At 73.1% G+C, this 21,466-nt stretch carries 23 protein-coding genes; 10 read left to right on the top strand and 13 right to left on the bottom strand.

Annotated features, from left to right (window positions below):
- Nucleotides 1-97: 97 nt before the first annotated feature.
- The 3 genes from ASE27_RS20985 to ASE27_RS16495 form a co-directional block, all read right to left on the bottom strand.
- Nucleotides 98-1,492 (bottom strand): hypothetical protein, encoded by a 1,395-nt coding sequence (locus ASE27_RS20985; protein WP_056652887.1) that lies wholly within the window; start codon nt 1,490-1,492, stop codon nt 98-100.
- A gap of 92 nt (nt 1,493-1,584) precedes the next feature.
- A complete protein-coding gene (locus tag ASE27_RS16490; protein WP_157257674.1) occupies nt 1,585-2,739 on the bottom strand; it encodes a hypothetical protein in 1,155 nt (384 codons plus the stop codon).
- A 107-nt stretch (nt 2,740-2,846) separates the two neighbouring features.
- The gene (locus ASE27_RS16495) at nt 2,847-3,935 is read right to left on the bottom strand and encodes a VIT1/CCC1 family protein (protein WP_056652893.1); all 1,089 of its coding nucleotides are present in this window, start codon (nt 3,933-3,935) and stop codon (nt 2,847-2,849) included.
- A gap of 153 nt (nt 3,936-4,088) precedes the next feature.
- On the opposite strand from ASE27_RS16495, the gene ASE27_RS16500 reads away from it, so the two are divergent.
- The 7 genes from ASE27_RS16500 to ASE27_RS16530 all read left to right on the top strand — a co-directional run bounded on the left by ASE27_RS16500 (nt 4,089) and on the right by ASE27_RS16530 (nt 10,879).
- Complete coding sequence (locus ASE27_RS16500; protein WP_056652896.1) at nt 4,089-4,466, top strand: FKBP-type peptidyl-prolyl cis-trans isomerase; 378 nt, start codon at nt 4,089-4,091, stop codon at nt 4,464-4,466.
- A 300-nt stretch (nt 4,467-4,766) separates the two neighbouring features.
- A complete protein-coding gene (locus tag ASE27_RS16505) occupies nt 4,767-5,357 on the top strand; it encodes a ribonuclease H (RefSeq protein ID WP_082609044.1) in 591 nt (196 codons plus the stop codon).
- A gap of 117 nt (nt 5,358-5,474) precedes the next feature.
- Complete coding sequence (locus ASE27_RS16510) at nt 5,475-6,464, top strand: DNA-3-methyladenine glycosylase (RefSeq protein WP_235535468.1); 990 nt, start codon at nt 5,475-5,477, stop codon at nt 6,462-6,464.
- A gap of 291 nt (nt 6,465-6,755) precedes the next feature.
- Entirely contained in the window at nt 6,756-7,817 is a 1,062-nt protein-coding gene (locus ASE27_RS16515; protein WP_056652900.1) for an iron-siderophore ABC transporter substrate-binding protein, read from the top strand.
- A 13-nt stretch (nt 7,818-7,830) separates the two neighbouring features.
- Nucleotides 7,831-8,889, top strand: a complete 1,059-nt coding sequence (locus ASE27_RS16520) for an iron ABC transporter permease (protein WP_056652903.1) — start codon at nt 7,831-7,833, stop codon at nt 8,887-8,889.
- Nucleotides 8,886-9,965, top strand: coding sequence for an iron chelate uptake ABC transporter family permease subunit (locus tag ASE27_RS16525; protein WP_235535469.1), 1,080 nt, complete (start codon nt 8,886-8,888; stop codon nt 9,963-9,965). Before ASE27_RS16520 ends, ASE27_RS16525 begins: the two co-directional genes overlap by 4 nt.
- Nucleotides 9,966-9,967: 2 nt before the next feature.
- On the top strand, nt 9,968-10,879 hold the full coding sequence (locus ASE27_RS16530; protein ID WP_082609045.1) for an ABC transporter ATP-binding protein: 912 nt from the start codon (nt 9,968-9,970) through the stop codon (nt 10,877-10,879).
- Between the two features lie 81 nt (nt 10,880-10,960).
- Here the strand turns inward: ASE27_RS16530 and ASE27_RS20355 are convergent, their stop codons facing one another.
- The 5 genes from ASE27_RS20355 to ASE27_RS16550 form a co-directional block, all read right to left on the bottom strand.
- Complete coding sequence (locus ASE27_RS20355) at nt 10,961-11,122, bottom strand: hypothetical protein (protein ID WP_157257675.1); 162 nt, start codon at nt 11,120-11,122, stop codon at nt 10,961-10,963.
- A gap of 218 nt (nt 11,123-11,340) precedes the next feature.
- Complete coding sequence (locus tag ASE27_RS16535) at nt 11,341-12,012, bottom strand: DsbA family protein (protein WP_056652905.1); 672 nt, start codon at nt 12,010-12,012, stop codon at nt 11,341-11,343.
- A gap of 115 nt (nt 12,013-12,127) precedes the next feature.
- A complete protein-coding gene (locus tag ASE27_RS16540; protein ID WP_056652908.1) occupies nt 12,128-12,736 on the bottom strand; it encodes a DinB family protein in 609 nt (202 codons plus the stop codon).
- A 122-nt stretch (nt 12,737-12,858) separates the two neighbouring features.
- Entirely contained in the window at nt 12,859-13,761 is a 903-nt protein-coding gene (locus tag ASE27_RS16545) for a serine hydrolase (RefSeq protein WP_157257676.1), read from the bottom strand.
- Nucleotides 13,754-14,689, bottom strand: coding sequence for a LysR family transcriptional regulator (locus tag ASE27_RS16550; RefSeq protein WP_056652911.1), 936 nt, complete (start codon nt 14,687-14,689; stop codon nt 13,754-13,756). The genes ASE27_RS16545 and ASE27_RS16550 overlap by 8 nt, the downstream gene beginning before the upstream one ends.
- Before the next feature lie 72 nt (nt 14,690-14,761).
- Here ASE27_RS16550 and bla point away from each other — a divergent pair, with 72 nt between their 5' ends.
- On the top strand, nt 14,762-15,694 hold the full coding sequence (gene bla, locus ASE27_RS16555; protein WP_056652914.1) for a class A beta-lactamase: 933 nt from the start codon (nt 14,762-14,764) through the stop codon (nt 15,692-15,694).
- Nucleotides 15,691-16,269, top strand: coding sequence for a hypothetical protein (locus ASE27_RS16560; RefSeq protein WP_157257677.1), 579 nt, complete (start codon nt 15,691-15,693; stop codon nt 16,267-16,269). Before bla ends, ASE27_RS16560 begins: the two co-directional genes overlap by 4 nt.
- Here the strand turns inward: ASE27_RS16560 and ASE27_RS16565 are convergent.
- From ASE27_RS16565 to ASE27_RS16575, 3 genes are read right to left on the bottom strand one after another with little or no spacing between them, the layout of a single operon-like run.
- Entirely contained in the window at nt 16,266-16,526 is a 261-nt protein-coding gene (locus ASE27_RS16565; RefSeq protein WP_056652920.1) for a metal-sensitive transcriptional regulator, read from the bottom strand. The two genes, ASE27_RS16560 and ASE27_RS16565, sit on opposite strands and share 4 nt — an antisense overlap.
- The gene (locus ASE27_RS16570) at nt 16,502-16,993 is read right to left on the bottom strand and encodes a hypothetical protein (RefSeq protein ID WP_056652923.1); all 492 of its coding nucleotides are present in this window, start codon (nt 16,991-16,993) and stop codon (nt 16,502-16,504) included. Before ASE27_RS16570 ends, ASE27_RS16565 begins: the two co-directional genes overlap by 25 nt.
- On the bottom strand, nt 16,990-17,175 hold the full coding sequence (locus tag ASE27_RS16575; RefSeq protein ID WP_056652926.1) for a hypothetical protein: 186 nt from the start codon (nt 17,173-17,175) through the stop codon (nt 16,990-16,992). The genes ASE27_RS16570 and ASE27_RS16575 overlap by 4 nt, the downstream gene beginning before the upstream one ends.
- Before the next feature lie 74 nt (nt 17,176-17,249).
- On the opposite strand from ASE27_RS16575, the gene ASE27_RS16580 reads away from it, so the two are divergent.
- A complete protein-coding gene (locus ASE27_RS16580; RefSeq protein ID WP_056652929.1) occupies nt 17,250-19,115 on the top strand; it encodes an FAD-dependent oxidoreductase in 1,866 nt (621 codons plus the stop codon).
- A 400-nt stretch (nt 19,116-19,515) separates the two neighbouring features.
- Here the strand turns inward: ASE27_RS16580 and ASE27_RS16585 are convergent, their stop codons facing one another.
- Nucleotides 19,516-20,457 (bottom strand): carbohydrate ABC transporter permease, encoded by a 942-nt coding sequence (locus ASE27_RS16585; RefSeq protein ID WP_056652932.1) that lies wholly within the window; start codon nt 20,455-20,457, stop codon nt 19,516-19,518.
- 1 nt (nt 20,458) lies between these two features.
- Complete coding sequence (locus tag ASE27_RS16590) at nt 20,459-21,466, bottom strand: carbohydrate ABC transporter permease (RefSeq protein WP_082609046.1); 1,008 nt, start codon at nt 21,464-21,466, stop codon at nt 20,459-20,461.

Genomic DNA, 21,466 nt, shown 5'->3' on the forward strand with positions numbered 1-21,466 from the left:
GAGCCTGATTCGGGCAGGCGCGCTCGAGGCCGGGCCGTCCGAGGGACGAACGGCCCGGCCCTGCGGTTCAGCCGAGCATCAGCGCGACAGGATCTGCTCAGTCGACCGAGCGGATCCCCGCTTCACGCGTCGGCTCGCGTCGACGCACCAGGAGGCGGACCGCCTGGCCCAGGAGGACGAGGACACCGGCGAGCACCAGCAGCCCATAGTCCGCACCGGTCGTCGCGAGCGATCCCGACCTCGCCGCCGTGACCGAGGCTGCGGCGACCGTGCCAGATCCCGTCGCGACCTGACGGCTGACCGTCTGGACGGTGTCCGTCGACCCGGCAGGGTCGACCGAGATCGTCGGCATGACCGGGTCAGCGGGGTCGGTCGGGTCCACGGGGTCGGTCGGGTCCACGGGGTCCGTCGGGTCGGTCGGGTCCACGGGGTCCACGGGGTCCGTCGGGTCCGTCGGGTCCGTCGGGTCCGTGGGGTCGACCGGGTCCGTGGGGTCGACGACTGCCGCGGCAGGGCACCCGACCGAGGCGTTGCCCAGGAGGCCGACGCCCAAGCAGGACACGTCCACCGGGACGGTGATCGGCAGGTTCACGCTGACGTCGGGCAGCGACCCCAGCAGGCCGTCGCCCCCGAGGATCCCGTCAAGGAGCCCGTCCTCACCGAGGACGCCGTCCAACAGACCACCACCGGTCAGCCCACCCAGCAGGCCGCCCGGGATCCCCGTGGCGCCCCCTGCGTCGGTACCTGTGCCGGCACCAGCAACTGCACCAGGACTGACTGACGCGTCTCCGAGAACGCCCACCGCGATGTCCGTCACGCTGACCGGCACCGTCACGGGGATGTCGACCGAGACACCGCCCGACGGCGCCTCACTCCCCGCGGGAGCGGGCTCCGCAGCTACCGGCTGGACAGGAGCAGGCGACGAGACCGTCGCGTCCCCCAGGACGCCTGCGGCGATCCCCGAGACGTTCACGGGGACCGTGACCGGCACGTCGACATCGACGCCGGCGGATTCGGCGTCGGACACCGGAGCGGGCACAGGCGCCGGTGCGGGTGCAGGTGCAGGTGCAGGTGCAGGTGCAGGTGAGCTCACCGCAGCGTCCCCGAGGATGCCCACGGCGACGCCGGAGACGTCCACCGGGACCGTGATCGGCACGTCGATCGCGATGTCCGCGGGGCCACCCGTCGGGGGTGCCGTGACCAGTGCCGGCGCGGGCGCAGGTGCCGGTGCCGGTGCCGGCGAGCTCACCGCAGCGTCCCCGAGGACCCCGACGGCGACGTCCGAGACGTTGACCGGCACGTTCACCGGGACGTCGACGGCGACGTCGGGGAGGACCCCGACGACCTGGCTGAGCGGGACGTCGACCCCGAGGTCGAGTCCGAGGTTGCCGAGGAGGTCCCCCTCGGAGGCCTGGGCCGAGACGGCCCCGACGGCCAGCAGGCCGCCTGTGACGAGCGCTGTCTGCAGCGCACGACGAACGTAGGTGTGCATGATCGTTTCTCCTTGCATGACGTGGACGGCGCGCCGCGAAGGGGGCTGCGCCGGATGGCTCGTGCCGCACGCGAGGGCGCGACGTGGCCAGGTCACGCAGGGGAGACAGGGACCTCGAAGAACGTGGAGGAGTGGGCCGCACGCGCCTCGGCGTCGGGCAGCGCCCAGAGCGTCGAGGGGGCGAAGAACAGGGAGGCGGCCGAGAGAGCCGAGTCACCACCGGAGCCGCCACGAGGGGACACGGTGCTGGAACCGCTCGACGGCGCCGCGGAGTCGACTCCCCCGGGCCCGGACAGAGGGCTCCCCAGGGGTCCGTGGGTGGGGCTGCTCAGCACAGCTGCGGAGGTATCAGAGACGGAAGCGAGCGAGCCGAAAGGCGCCCTGTCGCCGAGACGGAGACGGCCGGGCGCCGCGGCCTCGAGCCCGTCCACCGACGTCTCCACCCCGAGTGCTGGGGGCGACGCGTCAGGACCGGTCGCTCCCCCACCCAGGTGGGGTGCCGCGTCCGGAACGGTCGCGACGTCGTCGACCCCCTTTCCAGGAGCCGTGCCGCCGGGAACAGAGGGGACCACCTCGTTGCCATCGCCCGGAACCGTCCCGGGCCCCGTCCCCGGGAGGATCGGGTCCACGACCGGGGCCAGAGGATCCAGCACCGACCCGAGGACCGGGTCGAGCGCGCCGACCACGGGGGCCAGCGGATCGAGCACCGGGTTCAGCACGGGAGCGAGCGGCTCGAGGATCGGCGCGACCACCGGAGCCAGCGAGTCGGCGACCGGTGCGGTCACCGGGGCGAGCGTGTCGAGCACGGGCGTGACCGCCGGAGCGACAGCATCCACCACGGGCTCCGCGACCGGTGCCACGACCTGGGCGACGCCCCCCGTGACGGGAGCGACGACGTCGGCCACGGGCTTGACCACGGGGGCGACCGGCGCTGCGACCGCCTCGACGACCGGTGCGACCGGCTTCGCCACGGGAGTCACGACCTGCTGCACGACCGGGTCGAGCACGGGCTTGACGACGTCGTGCACGACGGGGGTGACGATCGGCTCCACGACCTGCTGGACCGTGCCCGTCACGGGGGCGAGGAGCCCACCGACACCGAGCGGGTCGTCGGCCGCGGCAGCCGAGCCGGCAGTCCCGATCGCGAGGAGCGTCCCGACCCCGGCGCCGGCACCGGCAACCAGTCCGCGCACGAGCCACCGACGCGCGCGGGAGCGCACGGGGAGAGCTGCGGCAGACCTGGGCATCGGCATCCTCGTCGGTGGAACGGTCGTACGAGTTCCCACCGTAGGAGAGGCCGCCGCGCTCCGCATGCCGACGGCGGGCGATTCACCCGCGCCCACGACCCGCCCCGTTACCCGACCGTGGTCCCGAAGATCAGCCCCAGCGCGTACGTCGCGGCGGCCGCACCGAACCCGATCGCGATCTGGCGCAGCGCCCGCTTGACGGGTGACGCCCCCGACAGCAGCCCGACCGTTGCGCCCGTCCCGAGCAGCGCCAACCCCACGAGGACGCTCCCGACGAGCACCGCGACCCCGCCCTGGAGGCCGAACAGGTACGGCAGCACCGGGACGAGCGCGCCCGACGCGAAGAAGAGGAACGACGACACGGCCGCCCCCATCGCGGAGCCGTGCGTCTCGAACTCGTCCACCTCGGCGGCCGGGGCGATCACGGTCGCCGCGGTGTACGTCGACAGCACCTCGCCCGCGTGCCTCTCGGCCTCCTCAGGCGTCAGGCCACGTGCCCGGTAGACGAGCGCGAGCTCGTTGGCGTCGACGTCGAGGTGCGGCAGCGCGGCCGAGGCCAGCGGGCTGGGCGTCGACGCGTCGAGCAGCTCGCGCTGCGACCGCACCGACACGTACTCGCCCGCCCCCATCGACAGCGCGCCGGCGAGCAAGCCCGCGAGACCCGTGAGCAGCACGGTCTCGTTCGACGCACCCGACGCCCCGATCCCCAGGATCAGCGCGAGGTTGGAGACCAGGCCGTCGTTCGCGCCGAACACCGCGGCACGGAACGTCCCCGACATGCGCATGCGCCCGCGCGTCGCGAGCCCTCGCACGACCTCCTCGTGGATGCGTTCGTCGGCGGCCATCGCAGCGGTCGCGTCGACGTCGGTCTCGTATGTCGAGCGGGCCTCGGCCCGCTGTGCGAGAGCGAGCACGAACACCCCGCCGAACCGGCGCGCGAACAGCCCGAGCGACCGTGTGCGCCAGTCGCCGCGCAGGGGCTTGCCTGCGTCGTCGCCCAGCAGCGCGAGCCAGTGGTCCTCGTGGCGCTTCTCGGCGTCCGCGAGCGCCAGCAGGATCTCCTTCTCCTCGCCCGAGCGGCGCGACGCGAGGTCGCGGTAGGACGCGGCCTCAGCACGCTCGTCGGCCAGGTACTGGCGCCAGCGACGGATCTCCTGAGGGGTCCGACGGCGGGCCTCGCCGGCGTGCGCGGGCATGCCGGAGCTCGGGGCAGCGGGGGGTGTCATGCGTTCATCATGGCAAGAAAGGGGCCTCCGTGGGTTTCGGGATCCCCAACTTTTCCGCACGGTTCTGCGGTTCGCGGGAGTTCCGACAGCCGCTGCGGGGGCGTCCCGTGGTTGGATCGGAACATGTCCGAGAACACCGAACGCACCCGTCCTGAGGTCGATGCCCCCGAGGGCCCGGCCCCCACCGAGCTCGAGGTCGTCGACCTGATCGTCGGCGACGGCGCCGAGGCGCAGCCCGGCTCGACCGTCAACGTCCACTACCTGGGCGTCGAGTACGACTCCGGCGAGGAGTTCGACTCGTCCTGGAGCCGTGGCCAGTCCATCAACTTCCCGCTGCGCAGCCTCATCGCCGGCTGGCAGCAGGGCATCCCGGGGATGAAGGTCGGCGGGCGCCGCAAGCTCGTCTGCCCCCCGGAGCTCGCGTACGGCCCGGCCGGTGGTGGCCACCGCCTGTCCGGCAAGACGCTCGTCTTCGTGATCGACCTGCTCGGCGTCAGCTGACCACGGCCTGATCACGCGTCGCCCTCGCTCCCCCGGTCACCGGTGGGGGCGGGGGCGTCGTGCTGTCGGGGGCTCCTGGGCTCGTCGTGCCCGGTGGTCGTCGCTCGCCTGAGGCGTCCGTCACCCCGTTCCCGGTGGAACCCCGGTGCCCGACGACGAAGCGCACCACGCGCGCACGGGTGCGCTCCGTCGTCGGGCACGCGAGGCACGTGCGGCGGGCAGACAGCGGTCCTGGCGCCCCCGAAAGTCGGGGACAATGGGCGCGACGGACTTCCGACTCCGATGAGCGAGGACGCACAAGTGATCACTGTCAGCACCGACGGCTCGTGCCTGGTCAACCCGGGTGGAGCGATCGGTTGGGCGTGGATCAACCACGACGGAACCTTCGACTCTGGCGGCGCAGCCTCCGGGACGAACCAGATCGCGGAGCTCATGGCTCTGCTGGAGGCGGTACGCGCCCACCAGAGCGCAGAGCCGCTCCTCATCGAGTCCGACTCCCAGTACGCCATCAAGTGCGCGTCGGAGTGGCTCGAGGGCTGGAAGCGCAAGGGCTGGCGGACGGCCGGCGGCAGCCCCGTGAAGAACCTCGAGCTCGTGCAGGGCATCGAGGCCGCGATCCAGGCCCGCCCCGGACCGGTGCGGTTCCGGTGGGTGCGGGGGCACGTCGGCAACCACTTCAACGAGCGGGCCGACCAGCTCGCAGGCCTCGCTGCGCAGGACTGGGCCGCCGGGCGCGGCGAGGAGCGGGCCACGCTCGCTGGCACCGACGACCTCGCGGTCGCGCCCGCCAAGCGGCCGGCTGCTGCGGGCCGTCCGGCCACCAAGGTCGGGGCCACCGCAGCGAGCAAGGCCGCCGCGGACGCCTGGACCGAGTCGACGCTCTTCGACTGACCCTCCCGAGCTGCCGAGAACGAGGTTGCGTCCGTTCCGCGGCTCATAACGACCGCAACCTCGTGCTCGGCAGATCGTCCCACCGGGAGCCTCAGGCTCCGGTGCGACACTGGAGCGATGACCGCGTCTCCGCTCCCCGCCCCGGCGCTCGCCGGGACAGGACCGGCCGACCCTGTCGACACCTCCACCGCACCGCTCCCCCTCGTCCTGCGTTCCGAGCGCCCGCTCGACCTGCGCTCGACGCTCGCGAAGCTCGCGCGCGGCCCCTACGACCCCACGTTCCGCGTGGTGCCGACCGGCCCTCAGGCTGGGACCTGGCGCACGAGCCTCTTCCCGACCGGGCCCGTGACCTACCGCCTGGTGCAGGCGGGGGTGCGTGACGTCGTCGGGCAGGCGTGGGGGCCCGGGGCGGGCGAGCTCGCCGCGTCGCTCCCCGTGCTCCTCGGGGAGCCCGACGACGCTGCCTCCTTCACGCCTCCTGCCCGCCTCGCGGACGCGCACCGCAGGCACCCCGGGCTGCGCGTCCCCCGTACCGGGCGGGTGCTCGAGGCGCTCGTGCCTGCGGTCCTCGAGCAGAAGGTGCAGACCGTGACCGCCCACCACGCGTGGCGCTGGCTGCTCGCACGCTACGGGACGCCCGCACCGGGCCCTGCCCCCGACGGCATGCGAGTGGTCCCCGACGCCCGGACCTGGGCCACGATCCCCACGTGGGACTGGCACCGGGCCGGCGTCGACCCCCGACGGGCGCGGACCGTCGTCGAGTGCGCGCGCGTCGCACGCCGGCTCGAGGAGTGCACCGCGATGGACCCGACCGCGGCGCAGGCGCGGTTGCAGCTCGTGCCCGGGGTCGGGGTGTGGACGGCCGCGGAGGTCGGGCAGCGGGCGCTCGGAGACGCGGACGCGGTGTCGGTCGGCGACTTCCACCTCGCCAAGGCCGTCGGCTGGGCGCTGACCGGCGAACGGACCGACGACGCCGGGATGCTGCGGCTGCTCGCGCCCTACGCGCCCCACCGGTACCGGGTCGTGCGGCTGCTCGAGGTGTCGGGACTGGGCCACGCGCCGCGGCGGGGGCCGAGGCTCTCGATCCAGGACCACCGGGGGAACTGAGCACGAGGTTCCGTGCCGTCGAGCACGAGGTTGCGGTCACCAAGCCGGTCATAACGACCGCAACCTCGTGCTCGGCACCAGCACCAGCACCGCACCGCACCGCACCGCACCGCACCAGCACACCGACCAGCCCCGGACGGCCGCTCCCCGACACGCCCCGGCCGGGAGATGACACCGCGTTGTGAACCATCCCACTGGCCCTCACCGCCCACGACCGCCCCTCGCTCCCAGCCGATGAGGTTAGCCTTACCTCTAGCAGCATCCCCCGCGCAGCACCGACCGAGGAGCATCATGTCCGCTCGCACCATCTCTCGACGGCTCCGGCCCACGGCCCTGGTCGCCGCGACCGTCGCCACCGCCTTCGCGCTCGGCGCCTGCTCCGGCGGGTCGGGCGACGACGCCTCGTCGCCAGCAGCCGACAGCACCGCGTCCGAGGGCGCCTTCCCCGTCACGATCGACAGCGCGCTCGGCGAGGCCGTCATCGAGGAGAAGCCCGAGCGCGTCGTGACGTGGGGCTGGTCGACGCAGGACGCCGTCCTGGCGCTGGGCGTCGTGCCCGTCGCGATGCCCGCCTACAAGTACGGCGGCAACGAGGACGGCGTGCTCCCCTGGGTCGCCGAGAAGCTCGACGAGATGGGCGCCGAGACGCCGACGCTGCTCTCGGGCGGCGACACGAGCGAGGTGCCGTTCGAGGAGGTCGTCGCGGCCAAGCCCGACGTCATCCTGGCCCCTTACTCGGGCATCACCCAGGAGGAGTTCGACAAGCTCTCCAAGATCGCGCCGGTCGTCGCCTACCCGGACCAGCCCTGGGCGCTGTCCTGGCAGGAGCAGCTCGACATCGTCGGTGACGCCCTGGGCCTGTCGGAGGAGGCCGACGCGCTCGTCGAGGAGACGACCGCCGGCATCACCGCACAGTCGGACGCGTACCCCGTCATCCAGGGCAAGTCGTTCCTGTACGCGGCAGCCAACACGGCCGACCAGCTCAACGTCTACCGCGCCGAGGACCCGCGCGTGCAGGTCGTCGAGGACCTGGGCATGACGCTCTCCCCGAGCGTCGAGGAGCTCGACGCCGACCCGACGTCCGGCACCTTCTGGTACCCGCTGAGCTACGAGAACGTCTCCAAGATCGACACCGACGTCCTCATCATGTACTTCGCGACGCAGGCCGACGTCGACACGTTCGTGGCCGACCCGGTCATCGCCGCGATGCCCACCGTGGCCGAGGGCCGCTTCGCCCCGATCGTCGGCGAGTCGTTCGTCATGGCGTCGAGCGCCCCCACCGCGCTCTCGATCCCGTGGATGCTCGACCAGTACGTGCCGCAGCTCGCGGCCGCCGCCGAGAAGGTGTCGTAGTCTCGCACCACTCATGAGCACGACCCACAGCACTGACGCCGGCACGGGCCGGGCGACCACTCGTCGCCCGGCCCGTCGTCGGCGTCTCGTCATCGGACTCGCCACCTTGCTCGTTGCCTTGGCCGCGGTGTGCGCACTGAGCCTCGCGGTCGGGGCCAACGCCCTGCCGCTGAGCGTCGTCGTGGACGCCCTCACGAGCTACGACCCGACCAACCCCGACCACCTCGTGGTGGTCGAGAAGCGCGTGCCCCGCACGCTCGTGGGCCTGGTCGCGGGGGCCGCGCTCGGCGCCGCGGGAACCCTGATGCAGGGCCTGACGCGCAACCCGCTCGCCGACCCGGGCCTGCTCGGCATCAGCGCAGGAGCCTCGCTCTTCGTGGTCGGCGCGATCTCGTTCTTCGGCGTCTCGCAGGTCGGCGGCTACGTGTGGTTCGCGTTCATCGGAGCCGCCGTCGCGGCCGCGGTCGTCTACGGCGTCGCGAGCGTGGGGCGCGAGGGTGCGACACCCGTCAAGCTCGCCCTCGCCGGTGCGGCCGTCACGGCGGCACTGACGTCGGTCGTGACCGCGGTCCTCCTGGTCGACCGCGCTGCGCTCGACCTCATGCGCTTCTGGCAGGTCGGCTCGCTCGCGGCGCGCGGCTCGACGGTCATGTGGCAGGTGCTGCCGTTCGTGGTCGTGGGCCTCGTCCTGGCCCTCGCGCTCGGCCGCTCGCTCAACGGCCTGGCCCTGGGCGACGACGTCGCGCGCGGCCTCGGGCAGGACGTGACCCGCACGCGCGTCGTCGCGGGCATCGCGATCGTCCTGCTGTGCGGGGCCGCGACCGCGGCAGTGGGACCCGTCGCGTTCGTGGGGCTCGTCGTCCCGCACGTGGCGCGCTACGTCGTCGGGCTGGACTACCGGTGGGTGCTCCCGTACGCGGTCGTCGCGGCGCCCGTGCTGCTCATCGGCTGCGACGTGATCGGGCGCGTCGTGGCCCGGCCGGGCGAGCTCCAGGTGGGCGTGGTCACGGCCGTCGTGGGTGCGCCCCTGTTCATCGCGCTCGTGCGGCGCGGGAAGACGGTGTCGCTGTGAGCGCCCCGACCACCGTCCCGCACGGCCTGCCCGACGGCGCCGCTCACCAGGGCATCGACGTCGCCCGAGCCTCGCGCCACCGCGGGCGGGCGCGCGAGGCGCGCCTGGTCACCGGGCTGTCGGTCGCGCTCGTGGTGCTCGCCGCGATCGGGCTGACGCTGGGCGACGCGGCCGTCCCGCTCTCCGGCATCCTCGACACGGTCCTGGGCCGAGCCGACGTCCTCACGCAGTTCGTGATCGTCGAGCTGCGCCTCCCCCGCCTCCTGACGGCCCTGGTCGTCGGGGCCACGCTCGGGCTGTCGGGCGCGCTGTTCCAGTCGATCGTGCGCAACCCGCTCGCGAGCCCCGACATCATCGGGATCACGCAGAGCGCGAGCGCCGCGGGCGTCGTGGGCGTCGTGGTCCTGGGGATCAGCGGGCTCGCGCTCACCGGTCTGGTGCTCGCCGGGTCGCTCGTCGCGGCCGTCGCGATCTACCTGCTCGCGTGGCGCGGCGGAGTGGCCGGGTACCGGCTCGTCCTGATCGGGATCGGCGTCGCGGCCCTGTGCATGAGCGTGGTCTCGTGGGTCCTCACGACGAGCGACGTGCGTGACGCGCAGGCCGCGCTCGTGTGGATCACGGGCTCGCTCGCGCGCTCCGACTGGTCGACGCTCAACCCGTTGCTCATCTGCTTCGCGGTGCTCGTGCCGCTCACCGCCTTCCTGGCACCGCGGCTGCGCTCGCTCGAGCTCGGCGACGACGCCGCGGCCGCGCTCGGCATCCGCGTCGAGCGCTCCCGGCTCCTGCTGATCCTGGTAGCCGTGGGCCTCGCCGGATCGGCCGTCGCGGTCGTGGGCCCCGTCGCGTTCGTCGCGCTCGTCGCGGCCCCCATCGCCCGCCGCACCCTGGGCGACGGCCGGCTCGCGCTCGTGCCCGCGGCGCTCGTGGGCGCGTTGCTCGTGCTCGGCTCCGACCTCGTCGCACAGTTCGCGATCCCCGACGTGACGCTGCCCGTGGGCGTCGTCACGGGGATCGTCGGCGCCCCCTACCTGCTGTGGCTGCTCGTGCGCACCAACCGTTCCGGACGCGGAGGCTGAGAATGACCGAACACCCCGAGACCGCCGGGGGCGCGCCCGAGGCGAGCGACGCCGTCGGGCCTCCTGCCGACGCGCGGGCTCCGCACGCCGCGGCCGGTGGTGCCGGAGCGCGCGCCGCCGGGACGCACACGCTCGCAGCCGACCACGTGTCGCTCGCGTACGACGAGCGCCGCGTCGTCGAGGACCTGAGCCTCACGGTCGCGGCCGGGAAGATCACGTCGATCGTCGGCTCCAACGGGTGCGGCAAGTCGACGCTGCTGCGCGGCCTCGCACGCCTGCTCAAGCCCGTGGGCGGGGCCGTCCTGCTCGACGGCGAGGACATCCGCACGCTGCCCACCAAGCGGGTCGCGACCACGCTGGGCCTGCTGCCGCAGAGCCCCGTGGCCCCCGACGGCATCACGGTCGCGGACCTCGTGGGCCGCGGCCGCTACCCCCACCAGGGCTGGTTCCGCCGCTGGACCGCGGGCGACGACGAGGCCGTGGCGGACGCGCTCGCCTCGACCGGGACGCTCGACCTGGCCGAGCGGTCCGTGGACGAGCTGTCGGGCGGGCAGCGGCAGCGCGTGTGGATCGCCATGGCGCTCGCGCAGCGCACCGACCTGCTGCTGCTCGACGAGCCGACGACGTTCCTCGACATCGCCCACCAGATCGACGTGCTGGACCTGCTCGTGGACCTCAACGAGTCGCGCGGGACCACGGTCGTCATGGTGCTGCACGACCTCGACATGGCGTGCCGCTACTCCGACCGCCTCGTCGCGATGCGCGACGGCAAGGTGCACACCGAGGGCGCACCGGGCGACGTCGTCGACGCTCGGATGGTGCGCGAGGTGTTCGGCCTGGACTCGCTCGTGGTGCCCGACCCGATCACGGGGACGCCGACCCTCGTGCCGATGGGCCGGCACCACCGGGGCTGAGCGGGACGCACCCGAGAACGAGGTTGCGGTCGTTCTGAGCTGCAGAACGGACTCAACCCCGTGCTCGAGCGCACGGAAGGGTCACTCCGGGAGAGCGCACACCCCGTCGACGCACACCGCGGCGTCGTCGTTGCCCATCATCGTGAACGGCGCGGCGGCCTCGGCGGCCGAGACCGTCATGAGGGTCGTGCGACGCGGGTTCGCGATCGAGTGGAAAGGGCTGTCCTGCATGGTGTCAGTCATGGGATCTCCTGAAGTCACGTGCTGCGATGCTCGTGGTGGGTGGGCGGGCATCGTCTCGAAGGGAGGACGGGTGCGCTGCCACCGAGGACCAGCGACGCTGCGGGTTTCCCGACAGTCTGGCTGATACTCGGTCGCATTTGCTACCGCTCCTCCTGTGATCTCGGTCGCATTCCACCTGGTAGGTGGGTGACCGCGACCGAGGACGACCGGGGGAACGGTCAGGCCACCGACTCCGCGGCGTCCGCGACGACCTGGTCGAGGACCTGCGTGAAGACGGCCGGGTCCTGCGCGCCCGAGACCCCGTACTTGCCGTTGAACACGAAGAACGGGACGCCGCTGATGCCGTAGGCGCGGGCCTGCGCGATGTCCTGCTCGACGTCGTCCTCGAAGTCACCGTTCTCGAGGACGGTGCGGACCTCGTCGGCGTCCAGGCCGACCTCGGCCGCGAGCGCCGCGAGCTCCTCGATGCGGCCGACGTGACGGCCCTGCTCGAAGTACGCCTTGAGGAGGCGCTCCTTCATCTCGACCTGCTTGCCCTGGGACTTCGCGAAGTGCAGCAGCTCGTGCGCCTTGAGGGTCTTGGTGTGCTGGAGGGCGTCGAAGTCGTACGCGAGCCCCTCGGCTGCGGCGACCGTCGTCATCTGTCCGAGCATCTGCTCGACCTGACCCGCGGGCATGCCCTTGTGCTTGGCCAGGAAGTCGACCTCGGTGCCCTCGAAGTCGACCGGGGTGTCCGGTGCGAGCTCGAACGAGTGGTACTCGATCTCCACCTCGGGGGCGTCGTCGCGGCCCGAGAACCCGGCCAGCGCCGTCTCGAAGCGGCGCTTGCCGACGTAGCACCAGGGGCACGCCACGTCGGACCAGATGTCGACCTTCACCTTTTCGCTCATGACGGGTTTCAACGACCGGGACGGCCCGAGGATTCCCCGCAGCGGTGTGATCCTGCCGACGCACGGCTCGGCGGCGGCCCGTGCGGCGCTGCGTCAAGCCCGACGACCGGCCGGCTCAGTCCGCGTGCCGCGCCCGGTAGATGTCCTGCAGCACCATGATCTCGGCGCCGTGGTGGATGAGCTCGCGGTTCATGTGGAGCACGAGGTGCCCGAACGGCGCCTGCGCGTCGATCTCGGTCGCCTGGCTGAGCCCGACCGTGAAGACCTGGTCCTCGGGGAGCTCGTCGACGCCCGTGCGCCACAGGTCCACCCAGCGCGTCAGGCCCTCGATCGCCGGGTCCACCTCGCCCGAGAACGCGACCGCGTCTCGCCGGGCGATCCGGTCGCCGAACGTCCACTCCCACCGCTCGAAGAACGCCTCGGTGAGGTGCGCGACGAGCCACGCGATCGTCCGCGGCTGGGGCGAGTCGGAGCCCTCGGGCCACTCCATGACCCACTCGCCGATCCCGAGCGTGCGGGGCGTGCGCTCGTCGCCGCGCCGCACGACGCGCAGCGCGTCCGGCCCGGGCTCCCACTCGAACTCCTCCTGGCTGAGGGTCACGAGCCGTCCCAGGACCTCGAGCCACGAGAAGCCGAGCTGCCCGCGCACCATGGCGAGCGGGGTCGGGACGGTCAGCACGGACCAGTCGAAGTCGGGGCTGCCGTAGGTCGCGTCGTCGCTCATGGGTGGCTCCTGGGTGCGGGGTCGGGGTTCGCTCGTGCCCGACGGCGTCACGCGCCCCGGGCGTCCTGCTCTCCTCCGCGATCATCCCCCGGGGCGCGGGTGGTCCGCCTGCGGGGCGCCGCTCAGCGTCGCGATCGCAGCTCGTCGTGGAGCGCGCGGGCGGCGAACCCGAGGGCCTGCTCGGCCGCCGGCTGGATCCGTGCGGGCACGGTGGACTCGCTCAGCACGGCGATCGCGAACGTCGAGCCGTCGTGGTGCTCGAGGACCCCGACCTCGTGCCGCAGGTGCAGGAACGTCCCGGTCTTCGACGACCAGGTCGACGCGTCGCTCTCGAGGTCCGGTGCGAGCCGGTTCCGCAGGACGTTCCTGGCCAGGAGCGCACGGGTCCTCTCGACCGTCGCGCGGTCGAGCCGCTGTCCGGTCCACACCTCACGCAGCAGCCGGACGAGTCCCCGGGCCGTGCCCGCGTTCGCCTGCGTGACGTCGAGCTGCGGGACGAGGTGCCCCCGTCCCTCGGTCGTCGAACGGATGGCCAGGGAGAGCGCGAGATGCAGCTCGTCCGGGCCGAGGCGGCTCGCGAGGGTGCGGTGGAGCTCGTGGATGGGGTGCCGCAGCGTCACGTCCGTGATCCCGAGCGCGCGCAGCGTGGTGTTGACCTCGCCCGGTGGGCACAGCGCGAACAGGGCATCGGCCGCGGTGTCGTCGCTCAGGCAGGTCGCGAGGTACAGCAGGTCCTCGACGGCGACGCTCGCGGGGTGGGCGAACTGCGAGAGCCCGGTCGGCCCCGGCGTCCGCTCGGACCTGCCGAGCGTGACGACCGCCGACAGGTCGATCGTCCCCGCCGCTGCCCGCTCGAGGACCGCGACCAGGAGAGGAAGCTTGACGACCGAGGCGAGCGGGTAGGGCACGTCCGGCTCGATCGCGAGCTCCCTGCCCGTCCCGAGATCCTGCACGAGGACCGAGGCCCGGAGCCCCGCTGCGTCGAGCACCCGGACGGCCTCCCCGACCACCGACCCGTCACCCACGGACGCGCTCCAGCCCGGTCTGCGTCGCACGGTCGCTCGCGTCGTCGGCCCCGAGCACGGTCACGACGGCAGACGAGCAGAGTGCGACGAACCGCGCCGCGAGGCTCTCGTCGGCCGCGCCCACCGCGTACGCCCGCACGAGCTGCTGGTCGCCGAGGGGGCGCCAACGCAGGTCGTAGGTCGAGGCCTCGGGCCGTGTGCAGAGGACCAGGTCGTCGGACACGAGGATCTCGGACAGCGCTCGCACGGTCGACTCCGCGACGCGGACCTGGACGGGAGCGAGGCCCGCCTCGTCCCGGGCCCGCTCCATCCGGTCGCGGACGTGGGGCACGTCGTCCTCGGGCTGGAGCCAGAGCCGTCGCAGGGCTCCCGTCGGTCGTCCGCGCGCGGGGCGCAGCTCACCCAGGTGGAACGTCCCCGTCGCGTCGTCGTCCGGGTGGGAGCCGACCCCGAGCCGTGCCGTCCAGCGCGCCCGGTCCGAGGGGACGTTCTCGAGGAAGAGCGAGGTACGCCCGGACCGGAAGGCCTCGGCGCGTTCGGCCGGGTTCCCCGCGACAGGGGCCAGCGGGAGCCGCCCGGCAGCACCGGCTGCGCACAGCTCTGCCAGCACGAGCGCTGGCACCGACGGAGGGACGCCCACGCTCAGCGGGCGCGCACGAGATCGCCTGGCGTCGTCGACCAGGTCGGCGGCCGCACCGACGAGCCGGGCGGCGCTGGGCAGGACCCCGCGGCCGAGCGCGGTGAGCGCGACCCGCCGCGACGTCCGGTCGAACAGCCGCCCGCCCAGATGGGCCTCGAGGGCACCGATGCGTCGGCTCGCCACGGACTGGCTGATGCCCGCCGCCAGGGCGCCGGCCGTGAAGCTCTCCCGGTCGGCGACGGCGACGAACGCCTCGCACGCTGCCAGGACATCGAGTGATCGACCCATGGATGCCACTCTTGCATCGATGGGGGCATTTCGTGCTTTGTCTGCATCGATCGCCGCTCCGAGACTCGTGGCATGACTCCTCGAGACACGACCGCCCCACCGGTCTCCCGCCGATCCGTCCTCACCCTGCTCGCCGCTGCGGGGCTCACGGCCGCCTGCTCTCCGCACGGCACGGACCCTGCGGTCGCCTCCCCGGCCTCCGGATCACCGTCGACCGCCGGACGACCCGGGCTCGACGACGCCCTGCGCGACCTCGAACGGTCGCGGTCGCTCACGGTCGGGGTGAGCGTGCGTGGCGGCGGCCGGGCGGACTACGGCTACCGCGCGGCCGAGCGCTTCCCGATGTGCTCGCTGTTCAAGCCGATCGCCGTGGGGGCGCTGCTCGCGGACAAGGCCTACGACGACGCGTACTGGTCGCGCGAGATCGCGTTCGGCCCGGAGGACCTCGTCGAGAACTCCCCCGTGACGTCCGCGACGACGACGTGGCGCATGACCCCCGCGCAGCTCGCCGACGCCGCGCTCCGCTTCAGCGACAACACCGCGGGCAACCTCGTGCTGCGGGAGATCGGCGGCCCGACGGCGGTCACGAGCTTCGCCGCCTCGCTCGGCGCGCGCGCGACGCGCCTCGACCGGATCGAGCCGCAGCTCAACGAGGCGACGCCGGGAGACGTCCGCGACACCTCGACGCCGGACGACGCCGCGCGCATCTACGGCGCGCTCCTGCTCGAGCGCGGGGCCGGCGCCCTGACCGCGGCACGGCTCGGGGACTGGATGCTGCGGAGCACCACGTCCGGCAAGCGTTTCCGCGCCGGCCTCGACGGCACCTACGAGCTCGCGGACAAGACCGGCGCGGGCGGCTACGGCGTCGTCAACGACGCGGGCGTCCTGTGGCGGCCCGGAGTCGAGCCGACGACACTCGTCGTCATGACCCGCACGGACTCTCCGGGGGCGACCTGGGACGACGAGGCGGTCGCCGCGATCACCCGTCTCGTCGTGGCCTCGTGAGCGCAGGACGCTGGGTGCTCGGGAGCCTGGTCACGATCCTGGCGGTCGGCACGCTCGGGGCCGTCCTCGTGCTGGGCGCGGTCGCGCTGCAGCTCGACTCCTGGGCCGATCGCTCGGCGAACCAGCCCGCGGACGCGGCCTCCCCGACCGTCTCGCCGTCACCGACCGGGGCCTGCCCGGCGACCGACGACGACACACCGGCCGGCTGCCTGCCGTACGACCCCGAAGCGCTCATGCGCTCGAACGACGCGTACCGGCAGCGGAGCTCCACCCCGGAGGACGCGGCTCTCGCGGCACGCTCGGTCCCGGCGGTCGAGGCGGCGCTTGCCGCGCTCGCCGGGTCCGGTGCGACGTTCCGCTCGCAGGACGTCGTCGACGCCCTGACCGCTGCGGGCTTCACCACGGTCCAGACCACGGGCGACACGGACGTCTGGGGAGACGGCACGACGGCTTTCGGGATCGGCGTGAGCGTCCCGGGCGGGTGCGTGTTCGGAGACGTCCGGCCGGGCGTGCTCGCGCTGGAGTCAGGCGGCCCGATCGCCGACGGCGGCTGTCTCGAGATGCCCTCGCACTAGGTCAGCGACAGGAAGAGCTTCTCGAGCTTCTGGACGTCGGCCGGGCCGTTCTCGTCGTCCGTGAGGCACTGCTTCATGCCCGACGCGATGATCGCGAACCCGGCGCGGTCGAGCGCCTTGGACACCGCGGAGAGCTGCATCACGAGGTCGGCGCAGTCGCCGCCCTCGTCGACCATCCGCACGACCGCGGCGAGCTGCCCCTGGGCGCGCTTGAGCCGGTTCGAGACCTTCTTCATCTCGTCCTTGTCGAGCTCCATGACTCTTCCTCTCGTCGCACGCACACGTCGCGGGTGCTGCTCGTGCGCTGCACCAGCCCGAACAGGACAACAGCCAGCGCGGGCAGCACCATCCCGACCTGGTGCGGCGCCTGGCCCACCAGGAACACCGCGGCGAGGACGGTGCCTCCCGAGACGACCGCGCACGGCGAGCACCCGAGGGTATCCCGCCAGACCTCGCCCCGGGCCGGGACGTAGGTCGCGAGCGTGAGTGCGCCGACGACGGCGACCACCGCGAGCAGCGCGACCCACCCGGGCGTGACCGCGGGCGACCAGCCGCCTCCGGCCTGCACGAGCAGCCAGAGCACTCCCGGTGCGAGAGAGGCGCCGACGACGAGCCGACGCCTCCCCCACACCTGCCGCCGGACCTGCACCGCGAGCGGCGCGGAGGCCGCGTCGGGCGCGAGCGGCCCGGGCGCCGCCGGCGCGGTCACGCCGGGCTCGGTCATGACCTGTTCGACCCGAACAGCCTCGCGAGGAACGAGCCGGGCGACGAGCCCTGCGACGGCTCGGCCGCGTGCCCCTCGCACCGGTCCTTGCGCGGGACGCCCCGCATGACGTCGTCGACGTGCTGGCCGCAGCCGGCCCACGTCGTCTTGCCGCACTTCTTGCAGGTCACAGCTCTGCACATGGTGATCCTCCTGATCGGGTTGATGATCAATATACCCCCCGGGGTATAGTCGTCCCGAACCCCAGGAGGAAAGCATGAAGATCGTCATCGTCGGAGGAGTCGCGGCAGGCATGTCCGCGGCCACCCGTCTGCGCCGTCTCTCGGAGGACGCCCAGATCGTCGTCCTCGAGGCCGGCGAGCACGTCTCGTTCGCCAACTGCGGTCTGCCGTACTACGCGGGCGGAGTCATCGAGGAGCGCGACGCGCTCCTCCTCCAGACCCCCGAGTCGCTCGCCGCCCGCTTCCGGATCGACGTCCGCGTCCGCCACCGCGTGACCGGGGTCGACGCCGCCGCGCACACCGTCACCGTCCGCGACCTGACCACGGGCCTGGACCACGTCGAGACCTACGACCGCCTCGTCCTGAGCCCCGGCGCGCGCCCGATCGTCCCGCCCGCGCCCGGCATGGAGCGCGCCCTCGTGCTGCGCGACGTGTCCGACGTCGACCGGATCGTCGCCGCGATCGAGGGCCGCGCGAGCGACGGCCCCCTCGTCGGCGTCGACGTCGACGCACCGACCGGCGCAGCCGACCCGTCGGAGACAACCGACCCGACCGGCGCACCCGCGCCCCTGGGCGAGCCCTCGACCGACCACCTCCGCGCGCCCGCCCGCTCGGCCGTCGTGATCGGCGGCGGGTTCGTCGGGGTCGAGGTCGCGGAGAACCTCGTCCACCGGGGCCTGGCCGTGACGCTCGTCGAGCTCTCCGACCAGGTCCTGGCCCCGCTCGACCCCGAGATGGCCGTCCGCGTCCGGCAGGAGCTCGAGGCCCACGGCGTGGACGTCCGCACGTCCACGCAGGTCAGTGCGCTCGGCCCCGACACGGCCGAGCTCACGTCCGCGGACGGCTCGCCACGCGGAGAGGTCCCGGCCGACCTCGTGGTCGCCGCGGTCGGCGTCCGACCCGACGTCGAGCTCGCGGTCCTCGCTGGCGCGAGGACGGGCCCCCGCGGCGGCATCCTGGTCGACGAGGACCTGCGCACCTCGGTCCCCGACGTGTTCGCCGTGGGCGACGCCGCGACCAAGCGCGACGGGCTCGCCGCGGGCTCGGGCCCCGCCGGGGCCGACGAGCCCACGCTCATCCCGCTCGCCAACCTCGCCAACAGGCACGGCCGCCACGTCGCCGACGTGATCCTCGGCCGCCGCGCCGGCATGCGCCCCTCGGTGGGCACGGCCGTCGTCGGGGTGTTCGGGCTCACGGCCGCGACCGTGGGACGCAACGAGAAGCGCCTGCGCGCGGAGGGGCGCCCCTACCGCGCGATCCACACGCACCCCGCCCAGCACGCGGGCTACTACCCGGGGGCGAGCCAGATGGCCCTCAAGCTCCTCGTCGACCCCGAGACCGACCTGATCCTGGGTGCCCAGGGCGTCGGGCGGGACGGCGTCGACAAGCGCATCGACGTCCTCGCCACGGCCATCGCGGGCGGCCTCACGGCCTCCGACCTGGCCGACCTCGAGCTCGCGTACGCCCCGGCGTACGGCTCGGCCAAGGACCCCGTCAACATGCTCGGCTACGTGGCCGACAACCTGCGCGCGGTCGAGACCCGCAGCGTCCAGTGGCACGAGCTCGACGACCTCGTCGCCCAGGGGGCGACCGTGGTCGACGTCCGCACGCCCGGCGAGCACGCGCGCGGGACCGTCGAGCCCGACGGCGGTACGGGCACGTTCCCCGCGCTCAACGTGCCGCTCGACGAGCTGCGCGCACGGGCCGCGGCCGAGATCCCGACCGGGGTACCCGTCGTCGTGCACTGCCAGGTGGGGCAGCGCGGGCACACGGCCGCGCGCCTGCTCAGCCAGCTCGGCTACGACGTGCGCAACCTCGACGGCGGGTACCTCACGTGGCGTGACGGGATGCTCGCGCGCCGGATGAGCGGCGCGTCCGAGCTCGCGGACGCCCGGGCCTGACCCGGCCGGCAGCGGTGCCGGGGCTGCCTACGATGGTCGGGTCCCCGCACCCGCGGCCGGCCGCGCCACACGACGCGACCCGCGCAGCCCGTGCGCCAGCAACCCCGGCAGGAGCCCCATGCCCGTCCGTCCCCGCACCGTCCTGCTCATCTCGGTGGGCGTCGCCGTCGTCCTGCTCGGGTCGCTCGTGGTGTTCCTGTCGATCGTGGGCCTCGACGGCGTGGCCTGAGGCAGGGACCGCCCGGGGCGGGGACGGGCTGAGGTGCGCCGCACCGCCCGGGGTGCGCGCCGCCGTCGGGCCGGAGCGCACGAAGGGGCCGCCCGACGCGGACGTCGAGCGGCCCCGCACCTCCACCGCGGGCTCCCGGCCCAGTTCCGGTCCCCCGCGGCACCTCCCGGACTACCCCTTCACACCTGAGAAGGAGATCCCTTCGACGAACGTCTTCTGGGCGACGAAGAAGATCGCGACGACGGGGATCATCGCGAGCAGCGTCGCCGCCATGGTCAGGTTCCACTGGACCTGGTGCACCCCGCGGAACGACGCGAGGCCCAGGGACAGCGTCCAGCTCTGGGGGTTCTCCCCGGTGTAGAGGAGCGGACCGAAGTAGTCGTTCCACGTGTACATGAACGTGAACAGCGCGGCGGCCGCGACGCCCGGCTTGGCCATGGGCAGGATCACGCGCCGCAGGATGCCGAGCTCGCTCAGGCCGTCGAGCCGCGCGGCCTCCGAGTAGGACTCGGGGATCGTGAGGAAGAACTGGCGCAGCAGGAAGATGCTGAACGCGTCTCCCACGAAGTACGGGACGATCAGCGGCCACAGCGTCCCGGTCATGTCGAGCCGCGCCCACAGGATGTAGAGCGGAACGGCCACGACCTGCGGCGGCAGGAGCATCGCCACGACCGTGAGCACGAACGACAGGTTGCGCCCCTTCCAGCGCAGCCGCGCGAGCGCGTACGCCACGGGCACCGACGACAGCAGCATGCCGAGCGTCGCGAGCAGCGAGTAGACGAGCGAGTTCAGGTAGTACCGCAGCATGGGCGCCTTGTCGAAGACGGCGGCGAAGTTCTCCGCGTGCCACGACGTGGGCCACCAGGCGCCCGTGAGCGCCTGCTGGTCGGACATGAAGGCCGTGAGCACCACGAACACGATCGGGGCCATGAACATCACGGCCAGGACGATCGCGAACGAGTGCGTCGCGACCGAGGAAGCGATCCGCTGGGCGCGCGGGCTCAGGCGGAACCCTGGCAGCTGGGCCGACGGGCGCGCGGTGCGCGACGTGCGCCCGTGACGGTGCGGAGCGGACGAGCCGGCGGGGGCCGGCAGGGTCGTGGAAGTGGTCATGTCAGGCACCTGCCTCGTCGGAGCCTCGGGTCATGCGGCGCAGCACGAGGAGCGTGAACGCGCCCGACACGAGGAAGAGCACGACCGCCATCGCGGAGGCGTAGCCCATGTTGTAGTACTGGAATCCCTGCTGGTAGAGCCACATGGGGAACGTCATGGTCGAGTTCTCCGGGTAGCCCGCGAGCTGGCTGCTGCCCGCGACCTGCGACGAACCCGAGGCCACCGACCCCGCGACCATGGCCTGCGTGAAGAACTGCAGGCCCGCGATCACGGACGTGACGACCGAGAAGAGCAGGACGGGGACGATCGACGGCAGGGTCACGTGCCAGAACTTCCGCCACGCCCCCGCGCCGTCGAGGCCCGCGGCCTCGTACAGCTCGGTCGGGACGTCGAGCAGCGAGGCGAGGACGATGATCATGAGCTCGCCCACGCCCCACAGGACGAGCATTGTCAGCGCGGGCTTGGCGAGCGCCGGGTCCTGGAACCACAGCGGCCCTTCGATCCCGAACCAGCCGAGCACCTTGTTGACCGGACCCGAACCGGGGTTGAAGAGGAACACGAACGCGAGCGTGCCGGCGACGGGGGGCACGAGGGCCGGCAGGTAGTACAGGGTGCGGAAGATGCCCGTGGCCCGCTTGACCTTGGTCAGCGTCACCGCGGTCACGAGCGCGAACAGCACGCGTCCCACCGTGATCGCGACCGTGAGCCACGCAGTGTTCCTGATCGCGATCCACATGATGGGGTCCGCGGTGAACATGTGCGTGTAGTTGCGCAGGCCCACGAAGGTCGGGGCGGAGATGAGGTCGTAGTTCGTGAACGAGAAGTAGACGGTCGAGACCAGCGGGTACACCAGGAACAGCGTGAACCCGACGATCCAGGGCGCCATGAAGGCGAGGACGGTCAGCGCACGGCGCCGCGAGCGCTTGCGCCGCAGAGCAGGGCCCGCCGGGTCCCCCGGCCGCACGGTGGCGGCCGGGGAACCGGGGTGGCCAGGAGCCAGGACGGTCAT

The organism is Oerskovia sp. Root918, from assembly GCF_001428945.1.
GTDB lineage: Bacteria > Actinomycetota > Actinomycetes > Actinomycetales > Cellulomonadaceae > Oerskovia > Oerskovia enterophila.